This window comes from Neorhizobium sp. T6_25 (genome assembly GCF_002968555.1).
Classification (GTDB): domain Bacteria; phylum Pseudomonadota; class Alphaproteobacteria; order Rhizobiales; family Rhizobiaceae; genus Neorhizobium.
Map to the genome: position 1 here is coordinate 46,068 of NZ_PVBL01000030.1, position 13,706 is coordinate 59,773.

Genomic DNA, 13,706 nt, shown 5'->3' on the forward strand with positions numbered 1-13,706 from the left:
CGCGATGCGGCCTGCTCCAGCTGAGGAAGCGTGCTGTTGCCTTCTCGAAAGAGATTGATGAACACTTCGGCCGCCAATGCAGCCTCTGTCGACTGTCTCGAGAGCGAATGGACTTTACACCATCGCGCCAGCGCCGCTTCGAGCATATCTAGTTCGGCCGGACCGAAGGTGATGTCGAAGAACCGCCGCATCCGCTGCCCTCTGTACATTCTGGTTTCCGCCGAGATATGAACTGCCTCCACGGGTTTCAAGATCAGGGGTTGCAGCCGGCGCAAGCTGGCCTGCCAACCTAGAATTCAGATGCCCGGCCTGCAGCCCCACTTATCGTGAGTGCAATGAACAGGGCCACGCAACCAGGCTGTGTCGTTTCAGCATCACTTACCCTGCGGTGTCCCACACCCGGTCGGCAATGGCAAACAGCTGAGCTATAAAAAAACCTACCGCTTCAGATCCAACCAAGGGAGGCGTTGCATGAGACCAGTATTCATCGAATCCGTGTGGAATGAACCGACGCTAGGTTGTTCCGATTCGTGGCCCGCCTAAAGCGCGTGAGACATGCAGTTTTTTTATCCTTCAATAGCCGATCCAGACGGCCGTCGCATCGTCACTGTCGCAGTAGTGCAGGATACCGACGAGAGTGCGCAGCCGAGGGCCGGACTTTGCGAGTTCACGATCTCCCTGCGGGTGCGGCAGGGAGGCAGCAGGCGCCATTACGAGATATAAACTTGAAAATCCTGCCAAATTGGCAGTATGTTTACTGCCAGAATGGAGGTCGTCATGGTCGTAGCGCAAGCAGTTCGAGAGAGTAGTGTGCCCCAGTCGCCGGTCAATCTGGGCGATGAAGGAGCTCGCGAACGGTTGACGCCGGCAGCAGTGTCAGGTGTTGTTCGACTGGCAGAAATATGGCGCTTAACCAGCGTCGAGGTCTGCGCTCTGATGGGTGACGTGTCAGAGCGCACTTGGTTCAGAATGAAAAAGGGCGAATGGAGCGGAAGCCTGTCGCAAGACACGTTGACCAGGGTCAGTGCCTTGATAGGCATCTTCAAAGCCCTCCGACTGATTTTCTCTGAACCACTGGCCGACGAATGGGTGAAACTTCCAAACAAGGGGCCAGTTTTCGAAGGGCGGCGGCCAATTGACGTAATGATCGAGGGCGGTATCCCGAAACTGCTTCTCGTGCGACGTCATGTTGACGCGTTGCGAGGTGGGCTGTGATCGAGCCGTCTCGCACGGATTTTTCCAGCGAGATGCAGTCCGACTTATATCGACCGCTAGGCTGAAGGAACCGGTGTTGCTGGCGCTCGCGCCACATCATGGAGCCATGGAGGATTTGGCCGAGTTGGAGGGGGCTACCAGCGGCCGCCTTCAAGCCCAGGAAGGTGGCCTCTTAGATCTCAATCCCAGGGAACTCGTCCTCGGCCGTCCCGGCCACACCTTCATCAATGCGGCGTTTACATACACACGTCCCGGCGGAAATCGGTTCAACGATGACGAGCGCGGTGCCTGCTACTGCGCGTTCTTGGCGGAAACGGCCTTAGCCGAGGTCAGTTTTCATCTGACCAGAGAAATGAGGCTATCAACCGTTTCGAGAACGTTACGGACTATGCGGAATTGATCTCTGATTTTGTAGGGCACTTCCACGACATTCGCGGCGATGCTTTCTCGAATGACGATAGTTTGAACCACGACCCGGCGATCGCTTACCCGGCGGGACAAGCACTGGCCAGATGGTTACGCAAAGAGAAGGACAGTCCGGGCCTGATTTATCCCTCCGTGAGATCATCGGGGGGCATCTGCCTTGTGGCGTTCCACCCTTCGTTGGTTCAGAATCTCCGCCCGGGTGGAACGTGGAGACTTGAATGGCAGGGCTCTGCCAAACCGGACATCTCCAAGCTGTAGAAAATCGTGAGACGCGACTATTCAGTATCGCGATCCCCGTTTCTAGCTTGGATTTTGGCAGCCGCGTTGAACGCATCACGCCTTCTGGGCGCCGCCCACAAGCTAGTGAAAATTCCTCGCCTTCACTGCAGACCCAGCAGCAGCTGGCAATCCAGTCGCTCTCGATTGCCAACTCCGACTCGCAGAACATCCTGTCGCTGTTCCGTTGGTCGAAACTGGAAATATGGAGCGGGTGCTGACTGCGCCATTGATCCAACAGGAGCCGCGTCCGAATTCGGGCGCGGCTTTTTGCCATCGACGGCACGGCGGTCCCTACGGCCTTCGCGCGTCAGCTGGTGCCGGATTGCAGAGACCACTTTCCGCGTGGCCGCTTCCGTCGCCTTTATGGGATTGGGACCGGCGGCACCCAATCGATGACCTAACCCCTTGAAAGGACTAGATTGACGCGAAACACGCCATTATGGAACTAACCGATATGCATCTTGAGCCGCGCGCCGGTACAAGATCGCTGCGACCGAGCCAGATCATCTTGACCTCCGGCAACTGGAGCCACCGAGAGGACGAACATCCGTTCGCCGACGGTTCATTCCCAAGCCGCACGCGCCTGGCATCCTGCTGGAAAGCGTCAGATGATGGCTCACACACGATGGCCTGAGTGGTTTTCGAGGCGGCGACAGCGCCCAGAAACGTAGCGGTAATGATAATGACGCTACCCAGGAAGGAGCGAAGTCCACGACAGCGGGTATTCATCTCAAGAAAACGTTCACCGTTGGCTGTTATTCAAGGGTGGAACGGGGAAACGGTCATGCCAAAGTCTTGTGTCGAATGCCGTAGTGGCGAACTCCTCAATCTGCCCTTTTCAATGGCATTCCAGCCTATCGTCGATGTGCGCACTCATCAGGTGTTCGCTCATGAGGCATTGGTGCGCGGGCCCGCTGGCGAGGCAGCAGGGTCAGTCCTATCTGCGATCGATTCGTCTAACCGGTATGCGTTCGATCAGCAGTGCCGTGTTAAGGCCATCGAGCTCGCCGCCTCCCTCTACAATGAGAACGGCGACGTCGCGCTGTCGATCAACTTCATGCCCAACGCCGTTTATGAACCGCGCGCCTGCATTAGATTGACGTTGGCTGCTGCCACTCGCGCCAGGTTTCCGACCAAGAACATCATCTTTGAATTTACAGAAAACGAGCAGCTGGACACAGCTCATCTGTTTAACATCTTGCGGACCTACCGCGATCTCGGTTTCAAAACCGCGATCGACGACTTCGGTGCCGGATACGCAGGGCTGGCGCTCTTGGCGGAGTTCCAGCCCGATATCGCCAAACTCGACATGGCATTGATCCGCGGCATTGACACAGACGATGCCCGACAGAAGCTTGTGAAACACACAATTGCTATGCTTCACGATCTCGGTGTGACCCCCTTATGTGAGGGCATCGAGACCTTGGGAGAGCTTCAGACGCTTCAAGACATGGGCGTCAACCTGATGCAGGGATATTGGATTGCCCGGCCGACTTTTGAGGCTCTGGCACAGCCGCGCCCTGAAGCTCTCTTCCAGTCACACTGACATATCCGGACAGACAGTCCCGCCCCATACAGCGGCAGGATGAGCGAGGCGGGAAAACGGGAAAGACGCTTACGCGTGGGGAACGAGCTTCGGCTGGGACATGGGCAGGATGTAGCTTCGGACTAAGGTCTCGTTGACCAAAGGCCGAAGCCGCCAAGTGACCGAAAGGCTGGCCGGGACCAGCCTTGGTTTTTTGTTGGGGACCGGATACCGTTTACATCGCTGGCAGTATCGCGATATCGCGCACGTCGTCATCGACGCCTGTGATCGTGCCGACTTCGGTCGCACCACCCGTTTCCAGATTGACCGTGTAGAGAGTCTTGCCCGCGGCGAGATATGCCATGTTCTTTCCGTCCGCCATGCCCTGGATATCAAAGGCATAGGTCGTGGGCTTGTCTTTGAGACCAAGCTTTCCGATTGCCTTCAGCGTGCCGTCGTTCGGCTTGGTTTGCTGGATCAGCGCGCCGATCGTCGCGTCGATATTATACATCGCGGTCTTTTCCGGCTTCCCGAACGAGTTGGTGTAGGCGGCCGACACCACGTTCGGTGTCTCGCCCTTGTGCATATCGCCATCCTCAAAGGCGAGCGTCCCATCCACCGTGACCGCACCGGTATCCGGGTGGACGCGGTGGTTGGTGGTGCCCGTCATGAAACGAAGCCGGTCGGCCATCGGGTTGAAGTCCACCACTACTGGCGCCTGCGTCACAGTCACCATCTTGTCCATTCTGGAGACATCGGCGGAGGCACCGGTTTCCAGGTTGATCGAAACGATGCGGTGATCCGGCGTGACGCCGATTACCGTCTTGTTGCCAGGTCGGAAGTCGATCCCGATGAGTTTGTCGACGCCGGTCACGTCCATCTTCTTGGAAACGGCTGGCTTTGCCGTATCGAAGATTATGAGCGTCTTGTCGCCGGTCAGTCCCAAAACGGGTGCTGCGGAGACAGCGGCGGCCGACAGGCCGAGGGCGGCGGAGGCGATCAAAGCGAAGCGAATGTTTGTCATATGAATTCTCCCGGGCGTTGGTCGGTTCGGAAGCTGGTCGAATAACCGACCTTCAATGGCCTCCATAATCAAGACACGGCTGTGGGTGCCTCTGGATGCAGGTGAAAGAAATATTTATGGATTATGCATCCTTGGCGGGCTCCTGCGCGTATAGGGGTGCAAGGACACGCTGGTCCGGGAGAAGAAGAAACATGTTGATGGGATCCTGGCCAGACGAACTCGACAAGGCGCTTGCCCGTTGCGCCAATGGAGACCGGGCAGCGCTTCGGCAGATCTTCGACCTGGAGGCGGCGCGATTGATTGCAGTCGCCGAGCGGATCGTTCGCCGGCGCGATCTTGCCGAAGAGGTCGTCCAGGAAGCTTTCATCCGCATCTGGACCCATGCACACCAATACGCCCCCGAGCGGGGTTCGGCGCGGGGCTGGATCTATGCAATCGTCCGCAATCGGGCACTCAACCTCTTGCGCGACGGCCGCCGCGAACAGACGGTCGAGGAGGTGGAAACGCTGCGGGAGGTCGATCAGGTTGATGAAATCATGGCAGCATGGCATCGCCTGGACCGGGAAAGCCGGTTGCGCGACTGCCTTGGCGCGCTCGACGACATCAAGCGCCGTGGCATCTTGATGGCTTATGTTGGCGGCTACACTCATGGCGAGATAGCCGGGCGACTGGGTATCCCGCTTGGCACGGCGAAATCCTGGATTCGCCGCGGCCTTCTGGCACTCAGGGAGTGCATGGCATGACCTATGACCGCAACAATCTTGCCGGCATCGCCGACGAATATGTGCTGGGCCTGCTGGAGCCTGCGGAAACAGCGGAAATCGAGGCGCAGATAGAGGGCGATGCCGAACTGAAAGCTGCCGTCGCAACAAGCCGGGAACGCTTCCTGCCACTCGACATGGGTGTGGAGCCGGCCACTGTGGAGGAGAAGTTTTGGCGGAAGATCGAAGCCGCGTTGCCGGCTCGCCAAGCCGTGGTCTCCACGCCGCCGGCCAACGACAATCGACGAAACGGCTGGCGAGCAACCGCCCTTTCGGCGCTGGCCGCGGCGCTGCTGATGGCCGTCGGGCTCGGGTGGAGCCTGACGCGCGTGGTGGAGCCGGTGGTCATTGCCGTGCTGATCAACGAGGCTGGTGAGGCGCAAGCTGTGGTGGAGGATTTCGGGAGCGAGAAGGCGACCGTGCGGCTGCTTCGCGACTTTGACGTGCCGGAGGGCAAGACGTTTCAGGTCTGGACCCTGCCTTCGCAAGAGATGGGACCCGTCTCGCTCGGCCTGATCGACAGGGCCCGCTCGGTGCGGCTGCAGGGCCCGTCACTACCTGCACCACGCAACGATCAGCTATACGAGATCACCCTTGAGCAGCAGGGTGGGTCGCCGACCGGGCGTCCCACTGGTCCGATCATCGCGAAGGGATTTGCAAGACCCGCGCATTAATCCTGGGTTTCTGGGGTTGAACCGGCGCATGGTTGCCGCATGGGCAACTCAACCCGTTTTCAGACGATAGTTTCATCAGGTCATAGAAGGACCGTACGGCGAAGAAGCCCTGACGGTCGGTTGCGGCTCAAGATGGACATTGCCGCGGTAGGCCTTGCACGCGAAGAGGCGGTCTAAAAAACAGAGGACATGTATCGCTTGAACGATCGGCCCGCGGATCGAGCGACGGCGTCACCTTACGGAAAATTCATGCCGGCAGCGCAACCTACGGTGCATCTTGATCTGCTCCTGGAAATGAACAGAATTCGCATCCAAAGATCCGGCGGCCTAGTGCAGGCGGGACGGCGCCACCATTGCAAGAGCGTCTTTCAGTTCGGCAACTATCTGCTCGTAGTCGGCGATCGGCTGACAGTGCCCTCGCCCACTCTGCCTGGCTTTCATATCGTTGATGACGTCGCTGAACATTCGAACCTGCTGCTCAAGTTCGACGCGGTCACTCCCTGATTTACGCAATGCTCTTCCCCGGCTAGTTCTCCCCCAGCCATCGAGCATAAAATGCACATTCCCCGCAATGGACAAGTCAGCTTTTCAGACTAATCCACAGGCTCAGACGAGTTATGATGACCTCAACAACCGAGCGGCGGACAATCTATCAAGCTGCGAACAACCCGACAGCTGGCCCGCGCGGTGACCCATTTGCTAGCAGCCTCTACTAGCATGGTCATCCCTGCGTCGCATGCCGCAATATTGCCAGAGACCGACCGTCCGCGTATGAATGATCCAGACGATTACATAGTAGCTGGGCTTGCAAGTTCTGGTGCGGGATAACAATCTTGATCAGGCTTTGCGCTTTCTGAAGAAGAAGTTGCAGCAGGAGGGCGTGTTTCGGGAGATGCGCCTCCGGGAAAATTATGAAAAGCCTTCCGTGACGCGGGCCTGCGAAAAGACGGATGGCATCCGCCGGACGCGCACTTGGAATAACTGCCCCGAAGAAGGCGAAGCCGGCCATCCGTCCGAAACCAGCCGGCTGATTTCCGGCGAGATGTCTAGCTAGGCCTGCTTCAGGCGGTTTGCCGCGCCGCACATTCGCTCCCGGAACGAACTCGAAGACCGGTTCAAACTGGGCTCCGGTGATCCCGGTGGAGTGGCTGCAGTTGGCTCTGTATTCTCAGCACGCATGTCCAGGTGGATAGCGAGCGTCGGTTCAAAATCATGGTGCTGAACATTCGCCAGGTGCAGAAGCAACCCCAAGAAGCGTCCGGCGTGGCGCATGGATGCAGCGCTCATCATTGGATATCTTGCCTCCGTCTGCAGCTTCGTTCCGCAGGTTTGGAAGGTCGTTCGCACCGGAGACACCGAAGCGATTTCCGCAAGGATGTATTGTCTCACCGTAACAGGCTTCGCTCTCTGGACCGCTTTCGGCATCATGCGGTCCGAGTGGCCATCATTCTCAGGAACGCCGCCTGCTTTCTGCTGTCTGCGTTTATCCTTGTGAAGAAGCTCAGAAGTTAGAGCGCAGACAAATTCGCTGGAGGCGGCAAGCTGCCGGTATCTTTCCGGAACTATGGCGCCTGCAGCGTGTTCTCCGGCGATCACCGCGAAACGGTTGCCACGACACGGAGCCAGGAGAATCAAATGAAAACGACGAAATCCCGAGCCGTCATTGCGCTCAAGCAAGAGCGAGCTGGCCAACAGGCACAAAATTCTGACGCATTGGAAGCGGGCTTGGAAGCGACCTTTCCAGCGTCTGATCCGGTCTCCTCCACGGTAACATCGATTCCGACAGGGGCTGCATTACCACCATCGCCCGATCAGGAGGCAGCAACTGAGGCTCCTTTGGTCGACATCGCGCTGGCGAGCGTTCGAGAGCGTACGGATATCGCGGCGAGTGTGACACCGGACGAAGAACTAGCGGCTCTCCGCGCCGAGGTTAATAGGCTGAGCGAAAGCGTCGCCGAAATCGGATCGGCGTCGGTTCGCATTTTGCGTGCCAGGAGCGAAGATATGCTCGAAGATGCTCGTGACCGCATCAAGGCCCAGCCGGTAAGAGCAGTTGCCTTGGCCATGCTGGCTGGGTTCTTGTTCGGCGCCGTTCGCTGAGGGGCTTCCGTGGCTGCCCTCGTCGAAATCCTGCTTCCGGTTATCGGGAACCGGGAATCAGCTTATCGGAACATCCGCAAGCAGCTTACGGAGAAGTTCGGGGGCGTCACGTTTCACGCGAACGCGCCCGCCGAAGGTCTCTGGAAAGATGGCGAGGAGACCGAGACAGACAAGATAATCGTTGTCGAAGTCATGGTCGATGAAATCGATCGTGAATGGTGGCGTCGTTATCGGCAAGAGTTGGAAGCCGCATTCGAGCAGGAAGAGATCGTCATCCGAGCAACGCCAATCGAGCGGCTTTAGAACTGGCAATACGCCCGCAGCTTCTGATCCAGGCGCTGGGGTTTCCTTCGGTAGAGCATCGATATCCATGACCGTGGTTGGCTGCCGATCTCACGGTAGGCCGCCGCTGCAACAAAAGTTACTCACATCTCCGACGTCGGCGGGCCGGAGGCGGATCATGAACCCAGCTCTCGCAGAGACTCTACAGAATATGCCCGCACATCGGGATCGTCCTCGACGACGAAGACGAATTCGCCGACCCCCGCTTCCGATATCGGGGAACTCTGGGTCACCTCTTCGTCCAACCCTTCCGCAACCAGCCTCTGAAGGTAGATTTTGACGGTGGTGACTTCTCCGACCTCCGAGTAGATCTTCACGTGACCCTTTGACTGCTTCACAAAGCCGTAGACTTGGCTCAGTTCCAGACCGGTACCTTTGCCCTGGTCGTGAAGAAAGGCTCAAAGACGCGGGATAGCGTTTCAGCGTCCATGCCAGTCCCAGCGTCGGAAACGCTGATTGCGGCATAGTGGCCGGCGAGAACCTCCGCATGCATCGCGGCATAGGCTTCATCGAGGTGAGCGTTGAATGTCTCGACGGTAAGTTTGAAGGCGGCCTCAGCTGCCGACCTTTTGCATCGTTTGAAGGCGCACGACGTCGGCGGCGGACGCTTCCAAGCATGGTGCTTTTATCGGCTACCACCAGTCACGATAAACGGTCACAAAGAACGGCTCCTCAGTCGCCTGCTGCGATCCCGGTTGCGCAACTCGTTCAGGCGGTCGCGGGTACCTCGATGGTGATCGAAATTCCATCATCTGTCCAGGTTCGCTCGAGGTGACCCTTGAGCTGTTTCTCAATCATCGCACCGACGATCACCGTTCCGAACCCTCTCTTGGCGGCGGGCACCAAGCTGCTGCCTGCCTCCTGCCATCGAAGCCTGAAGCCTGGCGAGGACGGAAACGGATCCCATGAGATCTTGAGTTCACCTTGCGGCTGGGAGAGCGCGCCATGCTGCGCTGCATTCACAGCCAGCTCGTGGAAGACCAGCGCCAATGGCTGAACGATAGAAGCCGGGAGATCTATGGTCGGACCGATGAGAACAGCGCGCTGGGCGGCGAAAGGGCCTACCTGTTGGCGAACGAGCTCTTCCATTGTGATGCCGAGCCACCCTCGCTCGGCCAGAAGCGCATGGGCGCGAGCAAGCGCCTGGACACGATGCTGGATTGCTGCTGCGTACACCGCAGGATCGTCCGAGTTGCTTAAGCGAACGATGCTGTCGACCACCGCCAGCACGTTTTTCGATCGATGATCGACTTCCATCAGCAAACGATGCTCAGACGCCTCTAACGCCTCGATCCGCCGGTACTCGGTTGCGTCTATCTGGGATCCAAAGAAGTACAGAATTCGGCCATCGTCGCCGTGGACCGGGCTCAGGTACAGGCGGTTCCAGAACGGCTCGCCATTTTTCTTGTAGTTCAGGATTTCGACGCTGACCTCCCGTTCGTCTGCGATCGCCGCCCGGATCTCCGCCACGGCGATGGGCGATGTGCCCGGTCCTTGCAGGAAGCGGCAGTTTCGGCCGACGAGCTCGCCGGCACTGTAGCCGGTCAAAACGAGGAACGCTTTATTTGCAAGGCTGATCGGCATGTCCGGTTTCCGGGCATCCACAACGACCATTGGCATGCGGGTGCGTTCAAATGCCGTCGCTGCCAATTCTCTGCGATCTGCAAAGCCGTCCTCCGAGGACGCCGAGGGAAGGTCGCCATGCAAATCTCTCGTCGGCTCTTTGGTCATGCTTCTTCTGTTCTGCTGAGGTTAGGCACTAACGCGGAACGCTCGGCTTTGTTTCGAATAGGTCCGACGCGGAATGTAGCTTGCCAATTGCTGACCAGCTATTTCGGTCCGGGTGCAGTTTGAGAACTTGGCCGGCGCAATAACCTCCTTTATAGCAACGAGAGGAGGATCACTCGGTCTTGCAGTATCTGGAAGGATCAGACCCCATCATGCAGCTTTTCTCCAGCCGAAGCCGGTCCCGCGAGCGACTTCTCGACGCCATCCTCCAGAGCGCCATCGAGTATGCCATCATCTCCATGGATTTAGACGGGCTTGTCACGACATGGAATGAAGGCGCGAGGCGGATCCTCGGCTGGGAGGAAGCCGAGATGGTCGGGCAAGCCGCTTCAGTGATTTTTATACCGGAAGATCGTCAAGCCGGGATTCCCCAGCAGGAAATGGCATCGGCGCTCTCGACCGGTCACGGAAACGACGAAAGGTGGCACGTCCGAAAAGATGGCACGCTGTTTTGGGCGTCGGGCCAGATGATGGCGCTAAAATCAGACGACGGCGAAGTGGAGGGCTTTGTCAAAATTCTTCGCGACCGTACAGACCAACGGGAGAATGAAGAGCGACAGCGGGTTCTGATGCATGAGCTAGCCCACCGCATGAAAAACACGCTGGCCGTTGTGCAGGCGATCACTAGCCAGTCCTTCCGGAATTCCGCCTCTCTTGACGAGGCTGCGCAAGCAATCTCGGCCCGCATCGCCGCCTATTCCAAAGCGCACGACATTCTGCTGCAGCAGAACTGGCTTGGTACGAGCATAGCGATGATCGTCGACGCGACCGCGGTCAATCTGGGCCTCGCAGAGTCGGATCGTTTCAAGGCAAGTGGTCCAGCGGTCGTACTTGGTCCGCAGGCAGCGCTCGCATTTTCTCTCGTGCTCCACGAACTCGCGACGAATGCCAGCAAATATGGCGCTCTCTCCGCAGAGGTTGGGCATATTGAGATTTTTTGGTCCGTCAAGCATAAGGAAGGGGCCGAGCACCTGATGTTCAGCTGGCGGGAGATAGGGGGGCCTTTGGTCACACCGCCGAGCAAAAAGGGGTTCGGATCACGCCTTATAGGCTCCAGCCTCTCGGCTTTCGGTGATGTATCGCTGCACTATCTGCCTGAGGGCCTTGCCCTGGAATTAGACGCACCGCTCCTGAAACTGCAATACAAAAATTACTCCGATCCGGAACAACAGCTCGAATCTGGCTCGTCATGAGGCCATAACTCGGCCGCTCCGTTACTCGTTTCTTGCCAACGAGCGCGGCGACGCATGAGACCGACCAGGAAGCCTCCCACCTGGGGAAGCCAGTGGTCCAGCACGAGTAGGACCTAAGTCCCGGCGCGATCACCACGCGGAACATCCTGATTCCTGTCGCATTCTGGGTAGGAGTTCCAACAGAGCGGTGCCATCATGAAAGCGATTTTGATCGTGCTTGGAGGATCCGTCCTCGCAATTTCCACGTTTGTCGGCGGCCTCATCTCGGCGACCGCGATGTTCACGACGCGTAACCCACCCCAGTTGGCAGCTGCGAATGTCTCCGAGCTGTGGACCACCACGCCGGTCAAAGTTGATACGGCTTCGCAGTCCCTCGACCGTGTTGCCCCCCGCCCCGTCGCGTCACCTTCGAGGGCAGAAGCCAATTCAAGGTCGGACGCGCTCGCCACCGTCAGAGATAGCGTGCCGAATCCGCGAGTTGCCGCTTCCAGCAGGCCAGAGATGGGTGGATCTGCTGTTGGCGACGCGCGCCCGGAGATGGCGGCGGAGCACCTGGACTGGTGCGCGACCCGGTATCGGTCTTATCGGCCACGGGATAATTCTTACACTCCGTTCAGCGGTGGACGACGCCAATGTGAATCGCCCTATTCCATCCTGCCATCAGGAAGCGGCGCGGAGCCCGACGTTGAGGAGATTTCAGAAGCTCCCAATGGAGATGACTCGTTCGAAGACGCGTCTATCGCAGTGCCCGCAAGGCAACAGGAGGTTGCTGACCTTGGTCGGTCCAGCGTCAGAGGAGACGAGCACGCGCAGTCATGTTTCGCGCGTTATCGTTCGTACCGGATCGAGGACAATTCCTACCAGCCTGTTAGCGGCGGCCCCCGCCGGCAGTGTCAGTAACATCCGGAACCAAGCCAAGCGCGGAACCGTCGTCAACTAGGGATCGCAGGCTAGAAGAAACTGAGCTGGCCATTGAACCCCGCATCTCTCACGTTGGTCGCCCAGCGAGTGGTCGAGACACACTCGCCGCCTCAAGCAGTCCTAGCGAACGGTACCTTCGCCCCGACCGCCCCCAGCCCGAAGTGCGAACGCAGGGTACTGCCTTCATAGTCGGTACGGAAGAGACCCCGCTTGCGTAGGATTGGAACCACCTCGGTTGCAAACAACTCGAACTGCTTATTGACGATCGGCGGCATCACGTTGAAGCCGTCGGCGGCGCCGGTTTTGAACCAGTCCTCGATGATATCGGCCACCTGCTCCGGTGTGCCTGTCGCAGTAAAGTGCCCCCTTGCGCCGGCAAGCTTCTGGAGCAATTTGCCAAGTGTCAGGCCCTCCTTCAGCGCAAGATCGACGTAACCCGTTGCGCGGCTCTTTGAGGCTTCAACCTGCGCCGGATCCGGAAAATCGTCGCGCGTTAGAATACGGTCGAGCGGGATCCCGGAAAAGTCATGGCCGCCAAACCGCGCCGAGAGCCGGGCAAGCCCGATCTGGGGGCTTGTCAGCGCGTCGAGTTCTTCCCACACTTGCTGGGCTTCATGCGTGGTCGATCCGATGGCGGCGCTGATGCCCGGCAGAACGAGGATATCCTCCGGGCGACGGCCGTAACCGACAGCCCGCCCCTTCACGTCGGAATAGAAGGACTGCGCAGTCTCCTTTCCGAGATGCGCGGTGAAGATCGCCTCCGCCCAACGCGCCGCAAAGCCGCGACCGGAATCTGACTGACCCGCCTGAATATAAACTGGACGACCCTGCGGGCTGCTGGGCACGTTCAACGGCCCCTGCGTGCGGTAGTGCTCACCGTTGTAATTGGCCGGCTGGATGAGCGAGGGATCGAGATACTGCCCAGTCTCCCGGTCGTCGCGAATCGCCTCGGAAGGAAAACTCCGCCACAAGGCGTCGACGGCCTCGACGAATTCCTCAGCGATCTCATAACGGTCGCCATGGCTGATATCCTTTGTCAGACCATAATTGAGGCCGGCCTGCGGAGCCCAGGATGTGACGATATTCCAACCTGCCCGTCCGCCGGACAAATGGTCGAGAGAAGCAAATTGCCGGGCGTGCGTGTAGGGCAGGCTGTAGGTCGTCGAAGCGGTTCCGATCAGCCCAATCTTCTGTGTCCGTGCAGCCAGTGCCGAAAGGAGGGTAATCGGCTCCATCGAACCGCTCGCGACCAGTCCGCCGTTATTGGGAGCAACCAGGGCATCGGCGAGGAACACCGCGTCAAACTTGGCGGTCTCGGCGATCCGCGCGGCGTCGACGTAGAGTTCCAGATCGGTAAGAGCACGGCGCGTGGAATCCGGATGACGCCATGCGCCCTCGTGGTGGCCGCGGGGCATCAGGAATAGATTGAAGTGCAGCTGGCGCGTCATAGGATTTCTC

General features: G+C 58.7%; 18 protein-coding genes. 14 read left to right on the top strand and 4 right to left on the bottom strand.

Annotation, left to right across the window (positions count from 1 at the left end):
• The first annotated feature begins 777 nt into the window (after positions 1-777).
• The 5 genes from C5L10_RS34555 to C5L10_RS28490 all read left to right on the top strand — a co-directional run bounded on the left by C5L10_RS34555 (position 778) and on the right by C5L10_RS28490 (position 3,466).
• Positions 778-1,215: an MbcA/ParS/Xre antitoxin family protein gene (locus C5L10_RS34555; protein WP_245448234.1), complete on the top strand. Its 438-nt coding sequence runs from the start codon at positions 778-780 to the stop codon at positions 1,213-1,215.
• Positions 1,216-1,321: 106 nt separating this feature from the next.
• Positions 1,322-1,615 (top strand): RES family NAD+ phosphorylase, encoded by a 294-nt coding sequence (locus tag C5L10_RS35045; protein WP_371411997.1) that lies wholly within the window; start codon positions 1,322-1,324, stop codon positions 1,613-1,615.
• Positions 1,612-1,899 (top strand): RES family NAD+ phosphorylase, encoded by a 288-nt coding sequence (locus C5L10_RS35050; RefSeq protein WP_371411991.1) that lies wholly within the window; start codon positions 1,612-1,614, stop codon positions 1,897-1,899. Before C5L10_RS35045 ends, C5L10_RS35050 begins: the two co-directional genes overlap by 4 nt.
• Positions 1,860-2,138 carry a hypothetical protein gene (locus C5L10_RS28485; RefSeq protein ID WP_105432414.1) on the top strand — a complete coding sequence of 93 codons (279 nt, stop codon included), beginning with the start codon at positions 1,860-1,862 and terminating at the stop codon, positions 2,136-2,138. The genes C5L10_RS35050 and C5L10_RS28485 overlap by 40 nt, the downstream gene beginning before the upstream one ends.
• 530 nt (positions 2,139-2,668) lie before the next feature.
• The gene (locus C5L10_RS28490) at positions 2,669-3,466 is read left to right on the top strand and encodes an EAL domain-containing protein (RefSeq protein ID WP_371411992.1); all 798 of its coding nucleotides are present in this window, start codon (positions 2,669-2,671) and stop codon (positions 3,464-3,466) included.
• A 214-nt stretch (positions 3,467-3,680) separates the two neighbouring features.
• Here the strand turns inward: C5L10_RS28490 and C5L10_RS28495 are convergent, their stop codons facing one another.
• Positions 3,681-4,469, bottom strand: coding sequence for a DUF4394 domain-containing protein (locus C5L10_RS28495; protein WP_105432416.1), 789 nt, complete (start codon positions 4,467-4,469; stop codon positions 3,681-3,683).
• A 197-nt stretch (positions 4,470-4,666) separates the two neighbouring features.
• Between C5L10_RS28495 and C5L10_RS28500 the strand changes: the two genes are divergently transcribed.
• From C5L10_RS28500 to C5L10_RS28530, 7 genes are all read left to right on the top strand, one after another.
• Positions 4,667-5,212 carry a sigma-70 family RNA polymerase sigma factor gene (locus C5L10_RS28500; protein WP_105432447.1) on the top strand — a complete coding sequence of 182 codons (546 nt, stop codon included), beginning with the start codon at positions 4,667-4,669 and terminating at the stop codon, positions 5,210-5,212.
• Positions 5,209-5,904 (top strand): anti-sigma factor domain-containing protein, encoded by a 696-nt coding sequence (locus C5L10_RS28505; RefSeq protein ID WP_105432417.1) that lies wholly within the window; start codon positions 5,209-5,211, stop codon positions 5,902-5,904. Before C5L10_RS28500 ends, C5L10_RS28505 begins: the two co-directional genes overlap by 4 nt.
• Positions 5,905-6,153: 249 nt before the next feature.
• The gene (locus tag C5L10_RS28510; RefSeq protein ID WP_105432418.1) at positions 6,154-6,408 is read left to right on the top strand and encodes a hypothetical protein; all 255 of its coding nucleotides are present in this window, start codon (positions 6,154-6,156) and stop codon (positions 6,406-6,408) included.
• A 301-nt stretch (positions 6,409-6,709) separates the two neighbouring features.
• Positions 6,710-6,958 (top strand): 30S ribosomal protein S21, encoded by a 249-nt coding sequence (gene rpsU / locus C5L10_RS28515; RefSeq protein ID WP_172717231.1) that lies wholly within the window; start codon positions 6,710-6,712, stop codon positions 6,956-6,958.
• Positions 6,959-7,174: 216 nt separating this feature from the next.
• Complete coding sequence (locus tag C5L10_RS28520) at positions 7,175-7,399, top strand: SemiSWEET family sugar transporter (RefSeq protein ID WP_245448236.1); 225 nt, start codon at positions 7,175-7,177, stop codon at positions 7,397-7,399.
• A gap of 140 nt (positions 7,400-7,539) precedes the next feature.
• Entirely contained in the window at positions 7,540-8,004 is a 465-nt protein-coding gene (locus tag C5L10_RS28525; protein WP_105432419.1) for a hypothetical protein, read from the top strand.
• 9 nt (positions 8,005-8,013) lie between these two features.
• Positions 8,014-8,307, top strand: coding sequence for a hypothetical protein (locus C5L10_RS28530; RefSeq protein WP_105432420.1), 294 nt, complete (start codon positions 8,014-8,016; stop codon positions 8,305-8,307).
• A 155-nt stretch (positions 8,308-8,462) separates the two neighbouring features.
• Here C5L10_RS28530 and C5L10_RS35055 read toward each other — a convergent pair whose 3' ends face one another.
• Entirely contained in the window at positions 8,463-8,663 is a 201-nt protein-coding gene (locus C5L10_RS35055) for a hypothetical protein (RefSeq protein ID WP_371411993.1), read from the bottom strand.
• 391 nt (positions 8,664-9,054) lie between these two features.
• The gene (locus tag C5L10_RS28540) at positions 9,055-10,077 is read right to left on the bottom strand and encodes an HWE histidine kinase domain-containing protein (protein WP_105432421.1); all 1,023 of its coding nucleotides are present in this window, start codon (positions 10,075-10,077) and stop codon (positions 9,055-9,057) included.
• Positions 10,078-10,286: 209 nt separating this feature from the next.
• Between C5L10_RS28540 and C5L10_RS28545 the strand changes: the two genes are divergently transcribed.
• Together C5L10_RS28545 and C5L10_RS35060 are read left to right on the top strand one after the other, a co-directional pair.
• Positions 10,287-11,327: a sensor histidine kinase gene (locus C5L10_RS28545; RefSeq protein ID WP_105432448.1), complete on the top strand. Its 1,041-nt coding sequence runs from the start codon at positions 10,287-10,289 to the stop codon at positions 11,325-11,327.
• Between the two features lie 537 nt (positions 11,328-11,864).
• Complete coding sequence (locus C5L10_RS35060) at positions 11,865-12,227, top strand: BA14K family protein (protein ID WP_371411998.1); 363 nt, start codon at positions 11,865-11,867, stop codon at positions 12,225-12,227.
• A gap of 131 nt (positions 12,228-12,358) precedes the next feature.
• On the opposite strand, the gene C5L10_RS28555 is transcribed toward C5L10_RS35060, so the two are convergent.
• A complete protein-coding gene (locus tag C5L10_RS28555; RefSeq protein ID WP_105432423.1) occupies positions 12,359-13,696 on the bottom strand; it encodes an LLM class flavin-dependent oxidoreductase in 1,338 nt (445 codons plus the stop codon).
• Positions 13,697-13,706 lie beyond the last annotated feature (10 nt).

Bases quoted from the DNA above. Each gene is read 5' to 3' on its own strand.
- C5L10_RS34555 (WP_245448234.1), top strand. From the start codon at position 778: ATGGTCGTAGCGCAAGCAGTTCGAGAGAGTAGTGTGCCCCAGTCGCCG.
- C5L10_RS35045 (WP_371411997.1), top strand. From the start codon at position 1,322: ATGGAGGATTTGGCCGAGTTGGAGGGGGCTACCAGCGGCCGCCTTCAA.
- C5L10_RS28485 (WP_105432414.1), top strand. From the start codon at position 1,860: ATGGCAGGGCTCTGCCAAACCGGACATCTCCAAGCTGTAGAAAATCGT.
- C5L10_RS28495 (WP_105432416.1), bottom strand. From the start codon at position 4,469: ATGACAAACATTCGCTTCGCTTTGATCGCCTCCGCCGCCCTCGGCCTG.
- C5L10_RS28500 (WP_105432447.1), top strand. From the start codon at position 4,667: ATGGGATCCTGGCCAGACGAACTCGACAAGGCGCTTGCCCGTTGCGCC.
- C5L10_RS28505 (WP_105432417.1), top strand. From the start codon at position 5,209: ATGACCTATGACCGCAACAATCTTGCCGGCATCGCCGACGAATATGTG.
- C5L10_RS28510 (WP_105432418.1), top strand. From the start codon at position 6,154: ATGCCGGCAGCGCAACCTACGGTGCATCTTGATCTGCTCCTGGAAATG.
- C5L10_RS28520 (WP_245448236.1), top strand. From the start codon at position 7,175: ATGGATGCAGCGCTCATCATTGGATATCTTGCCTCCGTCTGCAGCTTC.
- C5L10_RS28525 (WP_105432419.1), top strand. From the start codon at position 7,540: ATGAAAACGACGAAATCCCGAGCCGTCATTGCGCTCAAGCAAGAGCGA.
- C5L10_RS28540 (WP_105432421.1), bottom strand. From the start codon at position 10,077: ATGACCAAAGAGCCGACGAGAGATTTGCATGGCGACCTTCCCTCGGCG.
- C5L10_RS28545 (WP_105432448.1), top strand. From the start codon at position 10,287: ATGCAGCTTTTCTCCAGCCGAAGCCGGTCCCGCGAGCGACTTCTCGAC.
- C5L10_RS35060 (WP_371411998.1), top strand. From the start codon at position 11,865: ATGGCGGCGGAGCACCTGGACTGGTGCGCGACCCGGTATCGGTCTTAT.
- C5L10_RS28555 (WP_105432423.1), bottom strand. From the start codon at position 13,696: ATGACGCGCCAGCTGCACTTCAATCTATTCCTGATGCCCCGCGGCCAC.